Source organism: Candidatus Methylomirabilota bacterium, assembly GCA_035936835.1.
Lineage (GTDB): Bacteria > Methylomirabilota > Methylomirabilia > Rokubacteriales > CSP1-6 > AR37.
On sequence record DASYVT010000062.1, the window covers coordinates 1 to 20,114 of the forward strand.

At 67.4% G+C, this 20,114-nt stretch carries 21 protein-coding genes, 1 tRNA gene and 1 pseudogene; 14 read left to right on the plus strand and 9 right to left on the minus strand.

The genetic code is table 11. From position 1 onward, the window contains the following. Positions 1-57: 57 nt before the first annotated feature. Positions 58-234, plus strand: a complete 177-nt coding sequence (locus tag VGV06_05050) for a hypothetical protein (GenBank protein ID HEV2054528.1) — start codon at positions 58-60, stop codon at positions 232-234. Positions 235-238: 4 nt separating this feature from the next. Here the strand turns inward: VGV06_05050 and VGV06_05055 are convergent, their stop codons facing one another. After that, positions 239-724, minus strand: a complete 486-nt coding sequence (locus tag VGV06_05055; protein HEV2054529.1) for a hypothetical protein — start codon at positions 722-724, stop codon at positions 239-241. Positions 725-901: 177 nt separating this feature from the next. Here VGV06_05055 and VGV06_05060 point away from each other — a divergent pair, with 177 nt between their 5' ends. The 5 genes and pseudogenes from VGV06_05060 (at position 902) to VGV06_05080 (ending at position 5,820) form a co-directional block, all read left to right on the plus strand. Then, positions 902-2,146, plus strand: a complete 1,245-nt coding sequence (locus tag VGV06_05060; protein ID HEV2054530.1) for an LLM class flavin-dependent oxidoreductase — start codon at positions 902-904, stop codon at positions 2,144-2,146. After that, positions 2,143-2,964 (plus strand): alpha/beta hydrolase, encoded by an 822-nt coding sequence (locus VGV06_05065; protein HEV2054531.1) that lies wholly within the window; start codon positions 2,143-2,145, stop codon positions 2,962-2,964. The genes VGV06_05060 and VGV06_05065 overlap by 4 nt, the downstream gene beginning before the upstream one ends. Before the next feature lie 494 nt (positions 2,965-3,458). Then, on the plus strand, positions 3,459-3,944 hold the full coding sequence (locus tag VGV06_05070; GenBank protein HEV2054532.1) for a heme-binding protein: 486 nt from the start codon (positions 3,459-3,461) through the stop codon (positions 3,942-3,944). Between the two features lie 405 nt (positions 3,945-4,349). Next, on the plus strand, positions 4,350-5,468 hold the full coding sequence (locus VGV06_05075) for an alpha/beta fold hydrolase (GenBank protein HEV2054533.1): 1,119 nt from the start codon (positions 4,350-4,352) through the stop codon (positions 5,466-5,468). 1 nt (position 5,469) lies between these two features. Further along, a pseudogene (locus tag VGV06_05080) lies at positions 5,470-5,820 on the plus strand (hypothetical protein). Positions 5,821-5,891: 71 nt separating this feature from the next. Here the strand turns inward: VGV06_05080 and VGV06_05085 are convergent. The 3 genes from VGV06_05085 to VGV06_05095 are packed head-to-tail and all read right to left on the minus strand — an operon-like array spanning position 5,892 to position 8,969. After that, positions 5,892-6,710 (minus strand): carbohydrate ABC transporter permease, encoded by an 819-nt coding sequence (locus VGV06_05085; protein ID HEV2054534.1) that lies wholly within the window; start codon positions 6,708-6,710, stop codon positions 5,892-5,894. Continuing rightward, positions 6,707-7,642 (minus strand): sugar ABC transporter permease, encoded by a 936-nt coding sequence (locus VGV06_05090; GenBank protein ID HEV2054535.1) that lies wholly within the window; start codon positions 7,640-7,642, stop codon positions 6,707-6,709. Before VGV06_05090 ends, VGV06_05085 begins: the two co-directional genes overlap by 4 nt. Before the next feature lie 31 nt (positions 7,643-7,673). Continuing rightward, on the minus strand, positions 7,674-8,969 hold the full coding sequence (locus tag VGV06_05095) for an extracellular solute-binding protein (GenBank protein HEV2054536.1): 1,296 nt from the start codon (positions 8,967-8,969) through the stop codon (positions 7,674-7,676). Between the two features lie 134 nt (positions 8,970-9,103). Here VGV06_05095 and VGV06_05100 point away from each other — a divergent pair, with 134 nt between their 5' ends. After that, entirely contained in the window at positions 9,104-9,553 is a 450-nt protein-coding gene (locus tag VGV06_05100; GenBank protein HEV2054537.1) for a TauD/TfdA family dioxygenase, read from the plus strand. A gap of 562 nt (positions 9,554-10,115) precedes the next feature. Then, complete coding sequence (locus tag VGV06_05105; protein HEV2054538.1) at positions 10,116-11,132, plus strand: SMP-30/gluconolactonase/LRE family protein; 1,017 nt, start codon at positions 10,116-10,118, stop codon at positions 11,130-11,132. Between the two features lie 37 nt (positions 11,133-11,169). Here the strand turns inward: VGV06_05105 and VGV06_05110 are convergent, their stop codons facing one another. The 4 genes from VGV06_05110 to VGV06_05125 all read right to left on the minus strand — a co-directional run bounded on the left by VGV06_05110 (position 11,170) and on the right by VGV06_05125 (position 16,004). Beyond that, the gene (locus VGV06_05110) at positions 11,170-11,856 is read right to left on the minus strand and encodes an alpha/beta hydrolase (protein ID HEV2054539.1); all 687 of its coding nucleotides are present in this window, start codon (positions 11,854-11,856) and stop codon (positions 11,170-11,172) included. 88 nt (positions 11,857-11,944) lie between these two features. After that, on the minus strand, positions 11,945-13,447 hold the full coding sequence (locus VGV06_05115; protein HEV2054540.1) for an amidohydrolase family protein: 1,503 nt from the start codon (positions 13,445-13,447) through the stop codon (positions 11,945-11,947). A 168-nt stretch (positions 13,448-13,615) separates the two neighbouring features. Further along, the gene (locus VGV06_05120; GenBank protein ID HEV2054541.1) at positions 13,616-14,557 is read right to left on the minus strand and encodes an alpha/beta hydrolase; all 942 of its coding nucleotides are present in this window, start codon (positions 14,555-14,557) and stop codon (positions 13,616-13,618) included. After that, a complete protein-coding gene (locus tag VGV06_05125; GenBank protein HEV2054542.1) occupies positions 14,547-16,004 on the minus strand; it encodes an amidohydrolase family protein in 1,458 nt (485 codons plus the stop codon). The genes VGV06_05120 and VGV06_05125 overlap by 11 nt, the downstream gene beginning before the upstream one ends. Before the next feature lie 121 nt (positions 16,005-16,125). On the opposite strand from VGV06_05125, the gene VGV06_05130 reads away from it, so the two are divergent. Then, positions 16,126-16,201: transfer RNA gene (locus tag VGV06_05130), tRNA-Met, on the plus strand. Between the two features lie 23 nt (positions 16,202-16,224). On the opposite strand, the gene VGV06_05135 is transcribed toward VGV06_05130, so the two are convergent. Continuing rightward, a complete protein-coding gene (locus VGV06_05135; GenBank protein HEV2054543.1) occupies positions 16,225-16,779 on the minus strand; it encodes a phospholipase D family protein in 555 nt (184 codons plus the stop codon). Positions 16,780-16,991: 212 nt separating this feature from the next. On the opposite strand from VGV06_05135, the gene VGV06_05140 reads away from it, so the two are divergent. The 5 genes from VGV06_05140 to VGV06_05160 all read left to right on the plus strand — a co-directional run. Continuing rightward, positions 16,992-17,777, plus strand: coding sequence for an enoyl-CoA hydratase (locus VGV06_05140; GenBank protein HEV2054544.1), 786 nt, complete (start codon positions 16,992-16,994; stop codon positions 17,775-17,777). A 111-nt stretch (positions 17,778-17,888) separates the two neighbouring features. Next, positions 17,889-18,863, plus strand: a complete 975-nt coding sequence (locus tag VGV06_05145; GenBank protein ID HEV2054545.1) for a glycosyltransferase family 4 protein — start codon at positions 17,889-17,891, stop codon at positions 18,861-18,863. Then, positions 18,860-19,273 (plus strand): 6-carboxytetrahydropterin synthase, encoded by a 414-nt coding sequence (locus VGV06_05150; GenBank protein HEV2054546.1) that lies wholly within the window; start codon positions 18,860-18,862, stop codon positions 19,271-19,273. Before VGV06_05145 ends, VGV06_05150 begins: the two co-directional genes overlap by 4 nt. Next, on the plus strand, positions 19,270-19,674 hold the full coding sequence (locus VGV06_05155) for a 6-carboxytetrahydropterin synthase (protein ID HEV2054547.1): 405 nt from the start codon (positions 19,270-19,272) through the stop codon (positions 19,672-19,674). Before VGV06_05150 ends, VGV06_05155 begins: the two co-directional genes overlap by 4 nt. A gap of 17 nt (positions 19,675-19,691) precedes the next feature. Continuing rightward, a partial coding sequence (locus VGV06_05160; protein HEV2054548.1) for a GTP cyclohydrolase I occupies positions 19,692-20,114 on the plus strand: 423 nt, incomplete at its 3' end.

The window sequence follows — 20,114 nt, forward strand, 5'->3', positions numbered from 1 at the left end:
CGCCCCGACGCCCGCTTCCGCTTCGTCATCACCCCGCGTCCCTAAGGAGACACTGAGATGAAGAACGTGCAGATGACGGTGGCCGGGAACATTCTGACGATCACGGTGGACTTGACCAAAGAGTTTGGGCCGTCTTCGTCCGGGAAGACGATCATCATCGCCTCGACCGAGGGCAATGTCGCGGTGCTCGAGCGCGACGAGAAGATTGGGCTGAACGTCTACCGGAAGAAGTGAAGGCTCAGGCGCCCCGGCCCGGGGCGCCGCGGCGCGGTGGCTGTCCCCGCAAGCCCGCCTGCACGGCAATACCGATCAACGCAACGGCGATCACCAGCAGGCACGCGAGCCCCTGCGAGAGGACGATGCGGCCTTCGACGCCGGCGCCGATCAAACCCGCGCCCGCGAGCGACGAGAGCACAATCAGCGCCCACTCGAACAGCGTCCGCACGAGCACCAGTCCCACGATCCCGGCAACGAGATAGACGACCCAGGCCGGCACATCGCCCGTGATGCCCTGCTGGCGGAGCAACAGCAGGCCGATTCCGCCGCCGGCGAGCGCGAGGACGAGCGCCACCGTGAGGATCATCCATTCGGGCTGGCCGGGCAGCAGGCGCGACCCGAGCGCCAGTCCGGTCAGGAAGCCGACGCCGGCGACGAACGCCCAGTAGAGACGGCGTCCGTATCCCAGCAGGACGAGGCCGACGAGGATCCCGGCGACAGACGACATGGACGAGCGCCCCTTTCTCGCCGCGGCGGCGGCGCGGGCGGCGCCGTAGGCTGCGAGGATAGCACCGAGCGCCCGTGAAAGTTCCTGGCCTCGCGTATTGACACTCCCCGCACGCCGGCAGTAGTGTGTGGCACCAGCAACCAGGCCAGCCGGCTCCACGCTCTGCGAGGTCACTCCATGAAGATCAGCGCGTTTCACTTGATGCCGCACCGGGAGCTGCCCGCCGATTTCGAGAAGCGCTACCCGTCCGTGTGGGTGACGCCGCCCTGGTGGGAGCTGGCCGATCCCGTCCGCGTGGGACAGTACTACAACTGGACGCTCGACGAGCTGCTGTTCGCGGCCCGCGCCGGCTTCGACGGCGTGTGCACCAACGAGCATCACCAGAACGCCTACGGCTTCATGCCCAGTCCCAACCTGATGGGCAGCGTGCTCGCCAAGGCCACCAATGATCTGCCCGTGGCCATCGTGCAGATGGGCGCCACGCTGCCTACCCAGAACCCGCCCATCCGCGTGGCGGAAGAGTACGCCATGCTCGACTGCATCAGCGGCGGGCGGCTGGTGGCGGGTCTGCCGCTTGGCAGCCCCATGGACGTCAACCTGTGCTACGGCATCACGCCCATGGAGCATCGCGAGCGCTACCGGGAGGCCTTCGCCCTCACGATGAAGGCCTGGCAGGCACGCGAGATCTTCCCGTGGAATGGCCGCTACTACCAGCTGGCCAACGTGAACCTCTGGCCCCGTCCCATCCAGCAGCCGCATCCGCCCGTGTGGGTGCCGGGCTCGGGCAGCATCAGCACCTTCGACTTCGCTGTCGAGAACGAGGTGTGCTACTGCTTCCTGAGCTATTCGGGCGCCCGCTCGGCCAAGGGCATGATGGATGGCTACTGGGACGTGGTCACCAAGAAGGGCCGCGACGCCAACCCTTACCGCGCGGGCTTCCTGCAGTTGGTGGTCGTGGCCGACACCGACGCGCGCGCCGAGGAGCAGTACGCGCGGCACGTGGAGTACTTCTATCACAAGTGCCTCCACGTCCCCGCCGTGTGGTTCTCGCCGCCGGGCAATCAGGATTACCGGAGCCTCCAGGCCACCGCGCGCAACCCCATGCGCCACGCGGTGAATACCAAGGAGCTCCGCTACCGCGACTTCGTCGAGAAGGGCTACGTCATCGCCGGCAGTCCCGCCACCGTCCGCCAGCGGCTCGAGGAAGAAGTCGTCAAGGGCCTCCGCGTCGGCAACCTGATGGTGCTCCTGCAGATCGGCTCCATGCCCCACGAGCTGACCCTGCAGAACATGGACCTCTTCGCCCGCGAAGTCCTCCCCTCCCTCCGCGGCTTCTGGGAGGACGAGGGCTGGGTCAACCACTGGTGGCCTGAGAAGCTCCGCAAGCGCGCCCCGGAGCCCGCCGTGGTCGCGGCGCGATGAGCAGTCTCAACGACACCCAAGCCCGCACCCTCTCCGTCTGGCAGAACCGCGTCCGCATGCGCGTGCTTTCGAAGGGCGCCGGCCCCGCGCTCGTCTTCTTCCACGGCCCCTGGGGCCTACACTGGGACCCGTTTTTGGACACGCTGTCTCAGCACTTCACCGTCCACGCCCCCGAACACCCCGGCACCACGCCCGGCGCGCCCGACGACATCTATCATCTGGATGGCCTCTGGGACCTGATCCTCTGCTACGACGAGCTGCTGGAGCAGATGGGCCTCGAGGGCGCGGCCTTCGTGGGCCATTCCTTCGGGGCCATGGTTGCCTGCGAGGTGGCCGCGGCCTACCCGCGCCGCGCCAGCCGCCTGGCCCTCATCGATCCCCTCGGCCTCTGGCGCGACGAGGCCCCCGTCGTCAACTGGATGATGTTGAACCCGCTGGAGCTGCCCGGCGCGATCTTCCGTGATCCCGCGAGCGCCGGCGCGCGTGTGATGTTCGCCCAGCCGGAGGACGAGGAGGCCCGCGTCACGGCCCAGGTCGGGCTCACCTGGGCCATGGGCGCCACGGGCAAATTCATCTGGCCCATCCCCGACAAGGGCCTGAAGAAGCGCATCCACCGCGTGAAGGCGCCGACGCTCCTGATCTGGGGCGCCGAGGACCGGCTCGTGCCGCCCATCTACGCCGAAGACTTCCTCCGGCACATCCCGGGCGCCCGGATTGAGACCGTAGATAAGGCGGGGCACGCGCCCCATCTCGAGCAGCCGGCAGCGGTGGCCGGCCTGGTCCGCGACTTCCTGCGCCCGTCAGGAGCGCCTGCCTAGATCCCTAAGCCGACATGCCCGGTACTTCGTCCTGCAGCTGGCCGAGAGCTACTTGACATCGACTCTCTTTCGGCAAATCCTTTGGCGTATCGAGCGACTCGCGGGGCATCCGACCTGATTCCCGAGTCCTGCACAGGGAGCGGGGGCAATGAGCAGGGAGAGGGGGCCGCGGCGGCGGTGTCTTTGCACGACACGGGCGGCGTGACCACACTCGGAGGCAACGGGCTGCACCGGCCCCAGGGGTTCCCAGCGTGGCTGCCGTTGACGTGTTGGGACCGGTTGACGAGCTGGCCAGCTCGGTGGACGCCGTCACCGGGGCGGCGATCGGTCCATATCGGAAATCCCGGCTGAGGATCTCCCGGGCAGCCCTGTCCATGGCCGACTGACCGGGTCGGGAACCCCGGCGCCGGCGGCGGAGTTACTCGTGCGGCGCTCCAGGCCGCCATGTCATCGGCGGCATCACCCCCAACCTCCGCTCCCAGAAGGAGAGACCGATGAGAACGGCAAGGCTTCTGTCCCTCGTCGTCGTCACGCTGTTGCTGTTCGCGGCCGCCTCGGCCAGCGCCCAGGCCCCGCCGGCCTACGGGCCGTTCATCACCCTCGAGCAGGCGAAGAAGGCCATGACGGGCGCGGAGGCCGAGGCCAAGAAGAACAACTGGCCGGTCGTCATCGTCGTATTGGACTCGGGCGGCAACCTCGTGATGCTCCAGCGCCTGGACAACGCCCAGTGGGGTAGCGTCGAGATCGCGAAGGAGAAGGCCCGCTCGGCGGTCGCGCTGCGCCGGCCGACGAAGGTGTTCCAGGACCTCATCGCACAGGGCGGCGCCAACCTCCGGCTCCTGAACCTCGGGTACAGCGTGATCGAGGGTGGCATCCCGATCGTGACGGACGGCAAGATCATCGGCAGCATCGGCGTCTCGGGCGTCACCTCCCAGCAGGACGCCCAGATCGCCCAGGCCGGGATCGACGCGCTGAAGTAGGAGCAGGGCCGGGGCAGGGCGCGGCGGCGCCGCGGGATCGGCCGCCGTTCCGCGTGCGATGTCCGGGTGCGCCCGTCGAACACAGGGCGATGTCGCGCGCGAGGCTTCACACGAATCGAAGCCAACGAAACGGCTTGATAGCTGACAAGGCAGACCCCGGGGGAAGACCCTCGGGACCTGCCTTGTCACAGCCGGCGCGCTTGAGGGCATCCACATAACGGCCCGTGCCAGTGATGAGCCGCCGGTCTTCCTTGCGCCGCGGCGAAGCGCCGATCAGGTCCTGGGGCGAGGTCACAGGGGGAGTGCATACGCCCAAGCGGAATCGCGCCAGCGTGCCGAGGCCGGGGCCAAAGTGATAAGGTGCGGCATGTTTCCGTAGCACACCCCCAACAAGGAGGTAGCAACATGCGAAGCGGCGTTCTGGCAGTCGCGGCGTTTCTCGTTGTCAGCTTGACGAGCCTGTCCGTCGCCGGCGCGCACGGTCCCACCGACCCGCCCCACCAGCTTTACCGGGTGGGCGATCTCACGCTCGAGAGCGGCGAGGTGATCAAGGACTTCGCCATCTCGTACGTGACGCACGGGACCCTCAACGCGAAGAAGTCGAACGCTATCCTGATGGTCACGGCTCTCACTGGCAACCACCACCGGCTCGACTTCCTCATCGGCCCGGGCAAGGCGCTCGACACCACCAAGTACTTTATCGTGTGCACCGACGCTATCGGCAATGGGCTTACGACCTCGCCGAGCAACAGTGTCGCGCAGCCCCGCATGCAGTTCCCGAAGTTTGCCATGCGCGACATGGTGCAGTCGCAGTACCGGCTCTTGATGGAGCAGCTGGGCATCAACCATGTCGTGACCGTCGTCGGGCCCTCCATGGGCGGCATGCAGGCCCTCCAGTGGGGAGTGAGCTATCCGGACTTCATGGACAGCCTCGTCGCCCTCGTGCCTCTCGCCCGGACGCCGGCCTGGAGCATTCTCGTGACGGAGGCGACCCGGAAGGCGATCATGCTCGATCCAGCCTGGAACAACGGCAACTACACGAGCCCGCCCGCGGCCGGCATCCGCGTGTGGCGCGACGTTCTAGGCTTCCTTGCCGCTCGCACGCCGGAGATGTACCGATACCAGTTCGCGAAGCCGCTCGACGTCCTGCCTTGGCTCAAGGCTCAGGAAGACAACCAGATCAATCTCTTCGACGTGAACAACTACATCTACCAGACGTGGGCGTACGACACGCACGATGTCGGAGCCACGCCGGGGATGGGCGGGGACTACGCGAAGGCCCTGCGCTCGATCAAGGCGAAGACGGTGATCATGGTGGGGACAAAGGATCTTCTCAACCCGGAGTGGGAGCCGCTCGAGGCGGCCCGCTACATTCGCGACGTCCGCACGATCACGATCAATCCCGACTCCATCACCGGGCACGCCGCCGCTGGTGGCTTCATTCCCGCGGACGTGGAGCTGATCAATCTGGAGGTCGGACGGTTTCTGGACGTCGTGACCCAACGTGGGGAGAAGCTCAAGTGAGATTGGGGCGACGGTAAGCGAGGGGGATGCGCAGTTTCGCGCCCGGCGGGCGGTCGAGGTCGTCTACCATAGCTATCTGACCGGGCTCATCCTGACCACGGTGAGCCGGCGGAGCGGCGCCGACGCGGCGGCGTTCGTGTTCCGCACCTTCCGGCGCCAGCACCTGGAGAAGTTCCTGGCCAGTCTCGCCAAGCTCGGCCTCTCGACGCTGCCGCATGCGGTGGCCTGCGCGCCGTATCACGACCTCTCGAACCGCCTGGGCGGCGTGCGCGTCGAGTACATGTGCGAGTCGGACCGGAAGGCGTGGGTGCGCTATCTGCCGCCGCGCTGGATCTACGAGGGTGCGGCTGTGACAAGGCCCCAGGGCCGCCGGGTCGGAGAACAGGCTTTATGTTACGTACGCGCGTCCCCCTTTGCCGCCGGCTAGCCCTTGACTGCGCCGGCCGTGAGGCCGCTCACCATGTACTTGTGGAGATAGATGTAGACGAGGACTACGGGAAGCGACGCGAGGGCAGCGGCCGCCATGAGCTGCCCCCAGAACGCAAAATCAGAGACCACGAACTCCGAGATACCGACCGGCAGCGTTCGCAGGCTGTCGTCGGCGATGAAGATCAGGGCATAGAGGAACTCGTTCCACGACAGCGTAAAGCAGAAGAGTCCGGCCGCGAGGAGTCCTGGCGCCGCCAGCGGCAGCACGATGCGCCACAGCGTCTGAAGCCGCGTGGCGCCGTCCACCAGCGCCGCCTCCTCGAGCTCCCTTGGAATCGAGCGGAAGAACCCCATGAGGAGCCACGTCACGAAGGGCACCAGGAAGGTCGGGTAGGCCAGGATCAGCGTGCCCAGCGAGTTGGTGTAGCCGATCTGGATGAAGGTCCGGTAGAGCGGGATGAACATGAGGCCGGGCGGAACGAGATAGGTGATGAGCACGAGGGCGCCGAAGGCACGCCGCCCGGGGAAGCGGAGTCGTGTCAGCGCATACGCGCCCGCCGAGCCTATGGCCAGCGAGAAGAGCGTGCTCGACACGGCCACCACGGCGCTATTTCTGAGCCAGAGGGCGAAGCGAGTCTCGTCGAAGAGATACGTGTAGTTCCCGATCGTGAACGGCATGGCGATATAGATAGCCTGGGACATGAGGATCTGCCGCCCCGTCTTGAAGGAGGTCACGAGGATCCAGTAGAGCGGGACGGCAACGAGCAGCAAGAGAAGCCCCACGGCCAGCCAACGCAGGGCGCGTCCGCTCATGACGCCGGCTCCTCGCGGTGGAGATAGCGCACCACGAAGACGATCAGCAGTGCGATCGCCGGGAGCGAGTACATGCTGGCGGCCATCGCCATGCCCCAGCGCTGGGACTGGATGCCGAGCTCGTAGGAATAAGTGGCGAAGATATGCGTGGCGGCGCCCGGTCCGCCGCGGGTCATGATGTAGACGATATTGAAGTCATTGAGCGTCCAGATCGTGCTGAGCAGAGTCACGATGGCCACCACGCCCTTGATGGAGGGCAGGCTCACCCGCCAGAACTGCTGCCAGGCCGAGGCGCCGTCCACGGCCGCGGCGTCGTAGAGATCCTGCGGCACCGTCTGCATGGCCGCCAGGAAGGAGACGCCGAAGAACGGAAAGCCCCGCCAGACGTTGGCCATGATGACAGACAGCATCGCGAGATTGGGATTGCCCAGCCAGTGGATCCCGCCGCCGATGAAGCCGAGATCGTGGAGCCCGACATTGACCAGCCCCCGGTAGAGATCCAGCAGCCAACGCCACGTCAGGGCGATGACCACGGTCGGAATCACCCACGGCAGGAGCAGGAAGCCGCGCAGGAGCTGGTTCCCCCGCACCGCCTTCTGGAGCGCCACGGCCATCACCATGCCGATCACGAGCTTGGTGGTGATCGAGCCGACCGTGTAGACCACGCTATTCCACGCCACGATGCGGAAGCGCGGGCTGTCGAAGAGCGTGACGTAGTTCTTGAGCCCGACGAAGTGAGCCGGGTAGCCCACCATCTTCTCGGTGAAGGAGAGCCAGATAGCGTTGATGAATGGGTAGGCGATGAGCCCGACGATCAGCAGCGCGATGGGGACGATCAACGCGTAGCCCAGGAGCCGTTCCTGGACGCGGTTCATCCGGAACCATTTGGGCCCTGCGGCCCGAGACACGGTAGCCGCGGGCTGCGCGAGCACCTTACTCAACAGAGCACCTCACCGCGCCGGCTCACTTCGGGGGCAGGCGATCGTAGATCTCCTTGATGCGCTTGTCGGCTTCCTCGACGGCCTTCTCCGGCGCCACCTTGTCCACGATCACCCGCGTCATCATGTCCGTCAGCACATTGCTCGAGACCACCTCGGCGGCGGCCGGGGTCGTGGGCCCGGGCCAGCCCACGGGCCGTCCGAGCTTCACCGTCTCGACGATGACCTTCCCGTCCGGCGTGTTCCAGTAGTCGTGGTTGATCAGGCTCTTGAACAACGGCACCGCCTGCTGGAACGAGCCCGTCATGTATCCGGTGAACTTCTCCTTCGACATGATGCAGGCCACGAGCGCCCTGGCCTCCTTCTGCAGCTTGCCGTCCACCGGGATGGCCCAGTTCATGACGAAGGTGAGCGCCAGGTTGCGCCCCGCGGGCCCCTTGGGCATCAACTTGATCGCCGTGTCCTTGCGCAGCGGGTGCTTCACCGAGTCCTCCTGGAAGAGGATGCTGGGCCCATTCGGTGTGAAGGCGACCTTTCCCGCCATGAAGGCCTCATTATTTCCCGAGCCCGACCAGGAGAGATAGTCGAAGGCCGAGGTCTTGTCGGTGAGATACGCCGGCGTCACGACCTTGATGGCCTGGACGGCCTTGTCCTTGGGGATGCCCACGAATTTCCCGCTCTTGTCCACCCACGCCGCGCCATAGGACCAGAGCAGGCTCATCGCCGGGTCATAGCCATCGCCGGTCCTGTTCCACGGGAAGCCCTGAGGAAAATCCTGAAGCCCCGCCTTCTTGATCTTGACCGAGATCTCGTTGATGGCATCCCAGGTATCGGGGGGCTGGGCACCGACCTTCTCAAGCAGGTCTTTGCGGTAGAACAGGATGAGCGGGATCGCGTAGTGGGGCACCGCGTAGAACTTGCCGCCGAACTTCACCGCCCCTTCCGCATTCGTCGAGAGCTCGCCCAGCTCCTTCGTCACCGTCCCGACCAGGTCCGACACGTCCGAGAGCCGCCCGAGGTTAGCCAGCCGCGCAGGGCCGACGGCGTCCAGCTCCGCCACATCGGGCAGCGTCTTGCTCTCGATGGCCGCCGTATATCTCGTCCACATGTCATCGAAGGTATAGGTCTGGATGATCACCTCGGCGCCGATCTTCTTCCCGCACTCCTGGGCAGTCGTGTCCAGGATCTTGTCGGCCGGCGGGATATACGTCTTGAGCCGCCAGAGCGTCAGCTTGACGTCGGCCGCCGAGGCCGGCTGGAGGCCTGAGATCAGGACCAAGAGCAGAGCGGACAGGAGAATACGTCGGGGCGTGTTGGGCATGGGGCTCTCCTTTGAGCTGAGGCGCTGCGCCGAGTGGAGCCCTTATAATCGGCGCGGCCGGCCTTGTCAAGAGCCCGTCTTGTCAGCCCCGAGAGCCCGCCGCATCATCGGGCGCGTTCACCAAGGAGGCTTCGATGGCGACCTCGACCGGCACGCTCGGCATGACCCGGCTTCACCCTCACTTCGGCGTCGAGATCAGCGGCGTGGATCTCCGCCAGCCCGTGGACGACGGCATCTGGGCCCATATCCGGGAGGCCTTCAACGACCATTCGCTTCTCCTCTTCCACGGCCAGCCGCTCAGCGACGACGAGCAGATGCGCTTCAGCCAGCGCTTCGGACCGCTCGAGACCACCGTGAAGACGCTCGGCAAGGAAAACCGCCCGCATCGAAACCTGGTCGAGCTGGCCAATGTCGACGAGGACGGCAAGCTCATGGACTGGTCCGACCGGCGCATGGTCTACCAGAGCGGCAACCAGATGTGGCACACCGACTCTTCCTTCAAACAGGTGCCGGCCCAGACTCTTCCCTCCTTGTCACAGCGCTTCCCCTTGTCACAGCGCTTCCCCTTGTCACAGCGCGGATAACGCCCCTCCCATTCGGGGCCGATCCTCCCAGAGCGCGTCGGAGCAGTCAAATCGGCGCCTCGACGCAGGGGGCGAGAGCTGTCAACCGGGGCGCCAGGGCAGCGGCAGGGCAGACGTCCGCGGCTGGTCGGGCCCACGGCACCGCCTAGAAGGTGACGCCGGGGAGTCCTGCTGTTCGGCTCCTGCCTCAGTCATGGACAACGGAGGCTGCGGGCCGTCTCCGTCCTCCGGTTCTGCGGCACGAGCCGGGCAGCAGGCCCTCCCTGACATGACCCGGTAACAGGTGCCGGGAGCCCGGGCGACCGCGGAGGTCTGTGCTGAGCGTCCCGGTGGACGGCGCCCGCTCGCCGCCTCGAGGCTCCGGTTTGACTTGTCAGGCGCGCTCTGACAGGATCGCCGCGATGGTAGCGGCCGTGATTCGCACAGTGGGGATGGCCCGCAAGGGCTGCGCCTCGACCGAGAACGGCCTTTCCGTCTCTACGCCCTCGATGTCCTGGAAGGGGAGGCTCCAATTCCAAAGCCGAAGATTCCCTGACACCAACCAGCATCAGAGGAGGGAGCCATGGAAGTAAGCCGAAGAGCGTTTCTCGCCGCAGGAACCACGGCCGCGGCGCTGGCGGTGGCGCCGCGCGCATTCGCGCAATGGCAGCCGAGTCAGCGCTACCCAGACCCGTCGGTCCAGATCGTCGACCAGAGCTTCGCGCGCTACCGACTCGGCCTCGCCAAGATCGAACGGCTCGCGACGGGGCTCCGCTGGTGCGAAGGACCGGTCTGGTTCGGTGACGGGCGCTATCTGCTCTGGAGCGACATCCCGAACAACCGCATCATGCGGTGGGACGAAGAGACCGGCGCGGCGAGCGTGTTCCGCAAGCCGTCGAACTTCGCCAACGGCAACACGCGTGACCGGCAGGGGCGCCTGCTCACCTGCGAGCACGGCACCCGGCGCGTGACGCGCACCGAGTACGACGGCACGATCACCGTCATCGCGGACCGCTTCGAAGGGAAGCCCCTCAACTCGCCGAACGACATCGTGTGCAAGTCCGACGGGTCCATCTGGTTCACCGACCCGCCGTTCGGCATCCTCGGCTTCTACGAAGGCTACGTCGCCAAGCCCGAGCTGCCGACCAACGTGTACCGGGTGGACGGCAAGACCGGTCAGATGACGGTGGCGACGGGTGACATCAATCGGCCGAACGGGCTGGCCTTCTCCCCCGACGAATCGAAGCTCTACATCGTCGAGGCGGGCGTCTCGCCGCGCGTCATCCAGGTGTGCGACGTGGTGGATGGCGGCACCCGGCTCAGCAACAAGCGCAAGTTCCTCGACGCCGGCCCCGGCACGCCGGACGGGTATCGCTGCGACGTGGACGGCAACCTCTGGTGCGGCTGGGGCATGGGCCAGGAAGGGCTCGATGGCGTGTCGATCTTCAACCCGGATGGCAAGCTCATCGGCCGCATCGATCTGCCCGAGCGCTGCGCAAACCTCTGCTTCGGCGGCACCCAGCGCAACCGGCTCTTTATGGCCGCGAGCACGTCCCTGTATTCGCTCTACGTGAATACCCAGGGCGCGCCGGGGGGATGAGCCGCGCGTAGGCGCGCGGGCGCCGGGGGCCCTCCCCTCAGAGGAGCAGGCGCGCCAGCTCCTCGGGCTCGCTCAGCATCGGGTAGTGCCCGGTGTCCAGCTCCGCGTAGGGGGCCTTCAGGCGCTCGGCGGTGCGGCGCTGGTGGGATTCGGGCGGGTTGCGCGCGCGCTTGCACCGGATCACCGACGCGGTCCAGGAGCGCTCCCAGAAGTCCGTCGGCTCCATGGGCGCCTCGAGGGCGGCGATGGGGTGGGGCGTGTAGCGGGCGAGCGCCCACGCGCGGGTGGCGGGCTCGAGATCGGCGAACATGCGGCCCTCGGCGTCCTGGCGCGTGGGGGCGGTGGTCAGCGCGGTGATCTCGTTGGCGGCGGGCCGGTTCACGATGTCGGCCACGCGCTCACCGGGCAGGAGCGCCAGCGCGTCCACGAAGGCGAGCCGCGCGATGCGCTCGCGGGCCAGCTCCGCCGCCTTGCAGATGACCATCCCGCCCGAGCTGGTGCCCACGAGGACGATGTCGGAGAGATCCTCGAAGTAGAGCAGCCGCTCGATCTCCCGGGCATGCGTGGTGACGGTGATGCCGGCGCGCACCCGCTCGTGCCGCTCGCCGCAGCCCTCGAGCGTGGGGGCATACACGGAATGCCCCGCCTTCTGCAGGCGCTGGGCGACCGGCTTCCAGATCCAGCCGCCCTGGTACGCCCCGTGAACCAGCACGTAGGTCGCCATCGCTCTGCTCCTGGCTGCCGCCCTCCACACACGGAGGGCGGAGGATCACTCCTCCGCCCTCGTGGGGTGGGCGACAGCGGTGAGGGGTCTACACGCGCGTGGGCACGACGTAGCCGTAGCGCGTGTTGGTGCGCTGACCGCCCATGGCGACGTACTCCGCCTTGATCGAGGCGATCTTGTCCGTGGTGATGGCGCTCTGGGCGGATTTGACGTCGACGCGATAGAGGCGCGCCGAGTTTCCGCCCAGGATGGCCGTCTTGACCAGCCCGTCGGCGGCGCCGAGGGGCGCGAACTGGTTGTTCTTCTGCATGTCGGCCGGGATCTCGAGGCGGCGGAAGGCCTCGATCTGCCACTGGGGCGAGCCGTACCACACCGAGTCGCTGCCCCAGGCCACGTGGTCGGCGCCGAGGCCGCGGACGAGGGTGCCCAAGAGGGCGGCGGCGAGTGGCGGGCTCGACACCGCGCAGGTCGCGAACGACGTGCCGATCTCCCCGTAGACGTTGTTGACGCCGAACTTTGCCGGGATCTCCGCCAGATCGGTGACCCAGTCGAGCCGGCCCGACTTCCGGAACTCCGCGAGCATGGCATCCGGAGGCTCCAGGAACATCCGGAGCGCGGAATGATAGATGACGAAGTTCATCTGCGGCCAGTCCTTCGCCGCCTTCCCCACGTCCCACACAGTGTTGTACTGCCACGCCTGGGCCCAGGACTTCTGGTAGTCCGCCGGCAGTAGTCCCTTGTGGATGCAGATGGTGGTGATGCCCGACTTGACCGCCTTCTCGTAGAACGGGTACATGAGCTTCTCGTCGTCGAGTCGCCAGAACGAGCCGAGCTTGGACGGTGAGAGCGGATCGCCGACGGTGTAACCCTTCCAGCTGTCGGGCCGGACCTGGGCGATGCACCGATCCACCTCGGCCATCCAGGGGCCCTTGTTGGGGGTGATCACCGCGTGACCGAGCAGCCGCCGCGAGCCGGAGATGCGGTTGATGGCGGTGCGCGCGGCGGCGATCTGGTCGTTGGTGAGGAGATCCCAAGTGGGATCGTCGAAGGGCGCGCCCGAGAGCAGGGCCACCTTGGTGTCGCTGTCGACGTAGATCTCCTTGACGAAGTTCTCGAACTTGAAGCGGGCAAGCTGGTTCTCGCCGACCAGCGCGGGGTTCCAGTTCTGGCGTGCGTACTTCGCGAGGTCGAGCAACCCCGTCTGGTTGAAGTCGTCCCGCACGAAGTGCACCTGATCGTCGAAGATGAACTGCCCGGCCAGGGCGCCGGCGCGCTGGTCGGCGACGCCGGGCGTCTGCGCTTCGGCGCGGCTCACGTCGAAGAGGGGCCCGAAAACCTCGTTCATCGCGAGAAAGGCGGCGGCCATGCCCGCGGTGCTGGCCAGGAAGCCGCGCCGGCTCATCCCGTGACTGGGGGCGAGCCGCTCGGCGAGGTCCTTGATCCGCGCTTCGACCCGTGCCTGCTCGCGGGTCTGGGGCAGGGGGTTGAACTCTCCGTTGGAGACGATCTGGGTGGGCACCGGAGACGCGAAGGCTGCGGTCTCGGCCGGTGCGGTGCGCTGCAGCTCTTCATGGCTCAGAAAGTGGGGCATCACGAGCCTCCTTCCAATCCGGGAGCAGGAACGATCGTTCCACGTCACGTCGGGCGGTCCGGGCCCGGGAAGGACGAAGCATCACCTCCTTGTGGTGGCCGCGTATGGGACGGGATTATACCGGAATCGGACGGCGCGCAAGGATCGCCACGGACGCCCTCGTGAGCCTCATCGCAAGGCTTGCCGCAGCGACGCTCCGATCAGCGCGACCGCACGCAGCGCGGTGTCCAGCACGCGCCCCATTCCCACGAAGCCGTGGATCATCCCGCCGAAGGCGACATAGTCCACGGTGACGCCGGCTTCGCGCAGCCGGGTGGCATAGGCCGTGCCCTCGTCGCGCAGCGGATCGAAGCCCGCGGTGATGACGAGCGCCGGGGGCAACCCCGTCAGCGACGGCGCGCGAAGGGGAGAGACGCGCCAGTCGGCGCCGTCCGCCGGCTTGCTCAGGTAGTGCGCGGTGAACCAGCGCATGCTGTCGCGGGTGAGCATGTAGCCGTCGGCGAAGTCGGTGTAGGACGGGGATTCGCTGCCGACATCGGTGACGGGATAGATGAGCACCTGAAGCGCGATCGGGGGCCCGCCGGCGTCGCGCGCCATCAGCGCCACCACCGCCGCCAGGTTGCCCCCGGCGCTGTCGCCGCCCACGGCGAGGCAGGCCGCGTCCACGCCTAGCTCGGCGGCATGGGCCACGATCCAGCGCGTGGCGGCCCAGGCGTCGTCGGCGGCGTCGGGGAATTTGTGCTCGGGTGCCAGGCGATAGTCCACCGCGATCACGCAGGCGCCGGACTCCGCGGTGAGCTGCCGGCAGAGGACGTCATGCGATTCCAGATCGCCGATCACCCAGCCGCCGCCGTGGAAGTAGACGTACACCGGCAGCCGCGTGGCGTCGGGCACGCCCGCCGGCCGGTAGAGGCGGAGCGGGATCTGGCCCAGCGGGCCCTCGGCCGCGAGGTTCCGCACCGTGCCGATGGCGGGCGGGGCGGGTGTCGAGAAGGGGCGCGTCTCGAGAAAGAGCTGTCGCGCGTCCTTGGGGGAGAGCGTGTGGTACGGCGGCCGGCCCGCCTTGATCGCGAGCTCGATGACGGCCTTGGCCTGCGGATCAAGCGCCATGGCGCAATACTTCCTGGGCCTGCTTCTCGACGATGGTGCCCTTGAAGAAGCCCGGGTTCACCTCGCCCCAGAAGCGCACCGCATTGGTGAACATGAAGTCCTGGAAGTCATCGTCGGTGATGAGCCCATGCTCGACCAGCTCGTACGCCTCGGGCACGACCTCGGTCATGTCGGGGACGTCGAAGTGGCCGATGTCCGAGCTGAAGAGGGCATTGAGCCGGGCCCGCATGGGGCTGGCCTGGCGGTTGAACGCCCAGGCATTGGTGGGATCGTCCGCCTCGCAGCCGAAGTAGAAGCGCGGGACGAAGAGATCGCGGATGTCCTCCTTCCGGGTGATCTGGCACCGGAAGTAGTCGTCGAGGTCCTCGATGCCGCCGGTGAAGGTCGAGTTGGAATCGCCCTCCAGCCCCTCCCGCCGCCCCACCGCCTCTGCCAGCGCGGGACTGCCGTACTTCCGGGCGAGCTCGTGGAGCTTCCCGACGTCGAGCTTGCTGGGATTGGTGCTCTCGATGGCCTGGCGGTTGCGCTTCTCCCAGTGGCCGATAAGGTCCGCGTAGAGCATGGACGCCCAGCCCACGCCTCCCTCGAGGAACGCGAAGTTCAGCCCGGGGAAACGGCGGGTGACGCCACCGAGGAAGATGGCCTTGGCCACGGCCTCGCCGGCGGAGGCGAAGTGGCCGATGTGGTTGTAGCAGAAGTTCGACGGCGAGTTGCGCAGCAGGATGGAGCGGGCGCCGTTGTGGAAGCTCGGCGCCACGCGCAGCTCCAGGCACTTCCGCCACACCGGATCGTAGTCGTAGGGACTGTCCAGCCCGATCACGTCGTACCACTCGATCAGCTTGGAGGCGTCCGGCTGTTCTTCTTCGACCGCGGGCACGCGGCGGCGCATGAGGCCCCCGACCATGACCACCTTGTAGCCGAGCTGGGTGACGGCGAACTCCAGTTCCTCGATCGCCTCCTCCGGCGTGTACATCGGGATGATGGCGGCGGGGATGACGCGATCCCCGAGCCCGCGGAACTGGTCGGCGGCGAAGACGTTGTAGGCGCGGCAGATGGCGCGGCGCAGCCGGGTGTCCTGCATGCGGTGGAAGGAGAGCCCGGCCGTCGGGTAGACCACGCTGAAGTCGATGCCGAGGTCGTCCAGCCGCTCGTACATGAGGCGCGGCAGCATGGCGGTGGCCCGGTCCAGCACGTTTTCACTGGGAGATGACCAGAAGGCCTCCTGACCCACCCGCTTCCGGGTGCGCTCGGCGAGCGTCATCTTGAGCGAAGTGGGCACGCGCTGGGTGGCCACCGCCAGGGCCTCGGCCGCCGCCTCCCCGCCGATGCGGCGGAACTCCTCCTTCATGACGGGGCCGTACTCGATCCAGTGGCCGTCCGCGTCGATGACCGGATGGCGTAGGCGGGAATGGAGCTTCCGAGCGTCGGTCTGGCCGTTGGTCTGCATGGCGGCGCCTCCTTTGGCTGCGGGCCATCCTGCCTCGCCGGGGTCCCCGGGGTCAAGGGGGCGATCGCTCGCTTGACTCGCGTCCCATAAGCCTGTAGGTTTTCTGCTCGACCCCCGGGACGGCGGCGTAGCTCAGGTGGCAGAGCAGGGGTCTCATAAGCCCCGTGTCGGAGGTTCGAGTCCTCCCGCCGCCACCACTCCCCCAGGCAGTTCCGAAGCGCTAGCGCCCCACGTACCGAGCCGAGTGTGCCGCGTGCGCCTGCCAGTTCTCGGTATACCGGGCGGCCAGCGCCCCGTCGTGGATCACGAGCAGGTTCTCGGCGTTCCGCTGCTCCGCCGCCGTGGTGAAGTTGAACGAGCCGGTGATGACGGCTAGGCCGTCGATGACCATGACCTTGTTGTGGGCGATGGCGTGCGCCCCGTCGATGAGGGTCACGATCCTGGCGTGCGCCAGGAAGTCGGCCGAGGAATACGTGGAGCCCGTCTCTTTCTGGTCGAGGATGACCTGGACGTCGACCCCGCGAGCGTGGGCCTCGACCAGCGCCTTGGCAATCGGGGCCGAGGTGAAGGAATAGGCCTGGACCAGCACCGTCGCCTTGGCCGCCGCGAGGGCATCCACGACGGCCTTGGTGGCGCCGTGGTTCGGCGAAAAGTACACCTGCCATGCGGGCTCGTCCGGCGCCGCCCGCGGCGTGGGTATCAGCGCGAGGGCGGCGGCCACGAGAATTGTGCCGAGCCGGAAGCGCCACCGTCGTGCGGCAGAATCGGCAGCCATGCCCCGAGTATCCCAGAAGATACAGGCCGGCACCAAGGGCTTTTCGCAGGGGCGAATTGAAGTTCGCGGACGGCTCCGCTAGACTGTCCTTCTCGTGAGCGACACAGGCACGGCCACCATCGACGCGTTTTTTGCCGAGGGCGGCATTGGAGGGCGCCGGGGGGAGGGCTCCGGGGCGAAGCACACCGGGGTCAAGCACAAGGAGGAGCGAGATGAGCGACGAGATCCTCGTGGAGCGGGATGGCGGCATCGCCACCGTGGTGTTCAACCGGCCCAAGATGCGCAATGCGGTCAGCCTCGCCATGTGGGGCGAGATCGCCGACGTGACGGACGGGCTGGCCAAGGACGACGCGGTCCGCGCCATCGTCTACCGCGGCGCCGGGCGCGATGCCTTCGCCTCGGGCGCGGACATCTCCGAGTTCACGGAGCACCGCAAGGACACCCAGACCGCGCTCGCCTACAACAAGAAGACCGAGGCCGCGTACACTTCGATCAGGCTCTGCCCCAAGCCCACCGTCGCCATGGTCTTCGGTTTCTGCATGGGCGGCGCGATGGCGCTCGCCATGGCCTGCGACCTCCGCTTCGCCGCGGGCGGCTCCAAGTTCGGCATTCCGGCGGCCCGGCTCAGCATCATCTACGGCCTCGACCCGGTGCACCAGCTCGTGGACCTGGTCGGGCCCGCGTACGCCAAGGACATCCTCTACTCGGCGCGCACCCTCGACGCGGCCGAGGCCTTCCGCATCGGCTTCATCCAGCGCCTCGTGCCCGCCTCCGAGCTCGAGGCGTACACGTACGACTACCTCCGCACCGTCGCCGAGAACGCGCCGCTGTCCATCCGCGGCACCAAGGCGCAGGCGCAGGCGATCTTCGAAGGCGTCAACGAGGAACACAGGAAGAAGCTCTTCGAGATGGGCATCGAAACCTTCAACAGCCACGACTACGCCGAAGGCACGCGGGCGTTTCTCGAGAAGCGGAAGCCCGGATTCAAAGGTAAGTAGCGTCTGCGCATCGCCGCCCTCTCCTCCACGCCGCAGGACCCGCTGGAGGGGAGCGGCACCTTCGCCGGCATCGCGGGCCTCAAGCGCGGTCTCGAAGCGCTCGGCCACAGCCTGGACCTCCGGCCGCTCCGCCTCCGCAGCGGTTTCCACACCCTCGACCGGTGGCTCTACAACGCCGGCATCGCCTGGAGCCCGCCGGAGGGCGTTGACCTCGTCTACGGCGTGGACCTGGACGGCTTCCTCTGGGCCAGGGCCCGCAGGCTGCCCTTCGTCGTGAGCCTCAAGGGCGTCATCGCCGACGAGCTCAAGAACGAACGCGGGTGGGTGCGCGTCCTTCTCGCCATCCAGGCTCGCTGGGAGCGCCTCAACGCGCGGCGCGCCGACATCGTGATCGCTCCCAGCCGCTATTCCGCCGACGTCGCCCGCCGTGAATACGGACTGGCGGCAGTGAAGATTGCCGTCGTGCCCGAGCCCATAGAGCTCGAGCGGTGGACGTCGCTCTTCGCCGCGGCCAGGCCGCGCCCGCGCGGCGGCCCCACCATCCTCTGCGTCGCGCGCATGTATCCGCGCAAGCGCATCGGCGATCTCCTCGAGGCGGCGGCTCTCCTCTGCCTCCGAATCCCCGGCGCCCGCGTCCGCATCGTAGGTAAGGGTCCCGAGTGGGAGGACGCCGTGCGGCTCCACGCCACGCTCGGGCTCGGAGAAACGGTCACCCTCCTGGGCGATGTGTCGCGGGATCGCCTCGCCGAGGAGTACGTGAGCGCGGACATCTTCTGCCTGCCGTCGGTGCAGGAGAGCTTCGGCATCGTCTTCCTCGAGGCCATGGCGGCGGGGCTCCCGGTTGTCGCCTGCCGGGCCGCCGCGACCCCGGAGGTGGTCGAGGACGGCGTGACGGGCCTGCTCGCGCCGCCGCGCGACCCCGCGGGCCTTGCCCGGGCGCTCGAGGCGCTGGCCGTCGATCCCGCGCGGGCGCGCGCCATGGGCGAGGCTGGGCGCCGCGCGGTGCCCGCCTACGTACCCGAACGGGTCGCCGCTCGGTTCCTGGAAGCGGTAAGATTGGGCCTCGAAGGGGGGCAATCCCGATGAGCGCCGGTCACGTGTACGCGACTCGGAAGTTTACGTTCTCCGCGGCCCACCGCTACTGGCGGGACGAGTGGAGCTTTGCTGAGAACCGCCGCGTCTTCGGGAACCTTACCGTCTCCCACGGGCACAACTACGTGCTTGAAGTGACGGTCCGCGGCCCGGTGGACGCTCAGACCGGCATGGTCATGGACCTCGCCGAGCTGAAGCGCGTGGTGTCGGACGCCGTCGTTCAGCGCTTCGACCACGCCGATCTCAACGCCGACCCGCTCTTCGCCCAGGGCGCCGTGCCGACCACCGAGAACCTCGTCCGCCCGGTGTGGGATCTGCTGGCGCCGAAGCTGGGGCAGGAGAGGCTCTGGCGGCTGAGACTCTGGGAGGATCCGACCTTCTACGTGGAGTATTTCGGCGCATGAGCGCGATCGAGCTGACGCGGCAGTACCACTTCAGCGCGGGGCATAGGCTCGAGAACCCAGCCTTCTCTCCCGAGGACAACGCGCGGATCTACGGCCAGTGCTACCGCCAGCACGGACATAACTACCTGGTCGAGGTGACCGTCGGAGGGCAGCCCGATCCCGTCACCGGCATGGCGGCGGACCTGGACGCGCTCGACGCCGCCGTGAAGCGTCTGGTCCTCGACGGTGTGGATCACTACGATCTGTCGAGCGCCGTACCGGCCTTGACCGGCATTACGACGACGGGCGAGAACCTCGCCCGCGCATTCTGGCAGTGGCTGGAGCCCGCCTTGGCGGCCGGAAGCCTGCGCCGCGTGGCCGTGGTCGAGACCGACAACAACACCTTCGAATACCGCGGCTGAGCCGCGAGGTGACCCACATGGAGGACCTGATCCGTCAGCTTTTGAAGGAGATCGGCGAGGACCCAATGCGCGAGGGCCTCGAGAGGACGCCGACCCGAGTCGCCAAGGCCTGGGAGTACCTGACTTCAGGCTACGGGCAGGAAGCCCACCAGGTCCTCAACGAAGCGCTCTTCACCGAAGAGTACGACGAGATGGTCGTGGTGAAGGACATCGACCTGTACAGCGTGTGTGTTCCCGGCAAGGAGATCGTCAACGTCGTCGGGGGGGCAAAGCCGGCGCGCGGGGTGCTCGCCGGAGACCGCCTATGGACGCTCGATCGGGGTTTTCTCAAGGAGACCGAGGTTACGGCCGTCTCTTCCAGAAAGACGCGCCAGATCGTCGAAGTCACCACTGAATCTGGGCGCTTCCGTGTCACGCCCGATCATCCTGTGATGACGGAG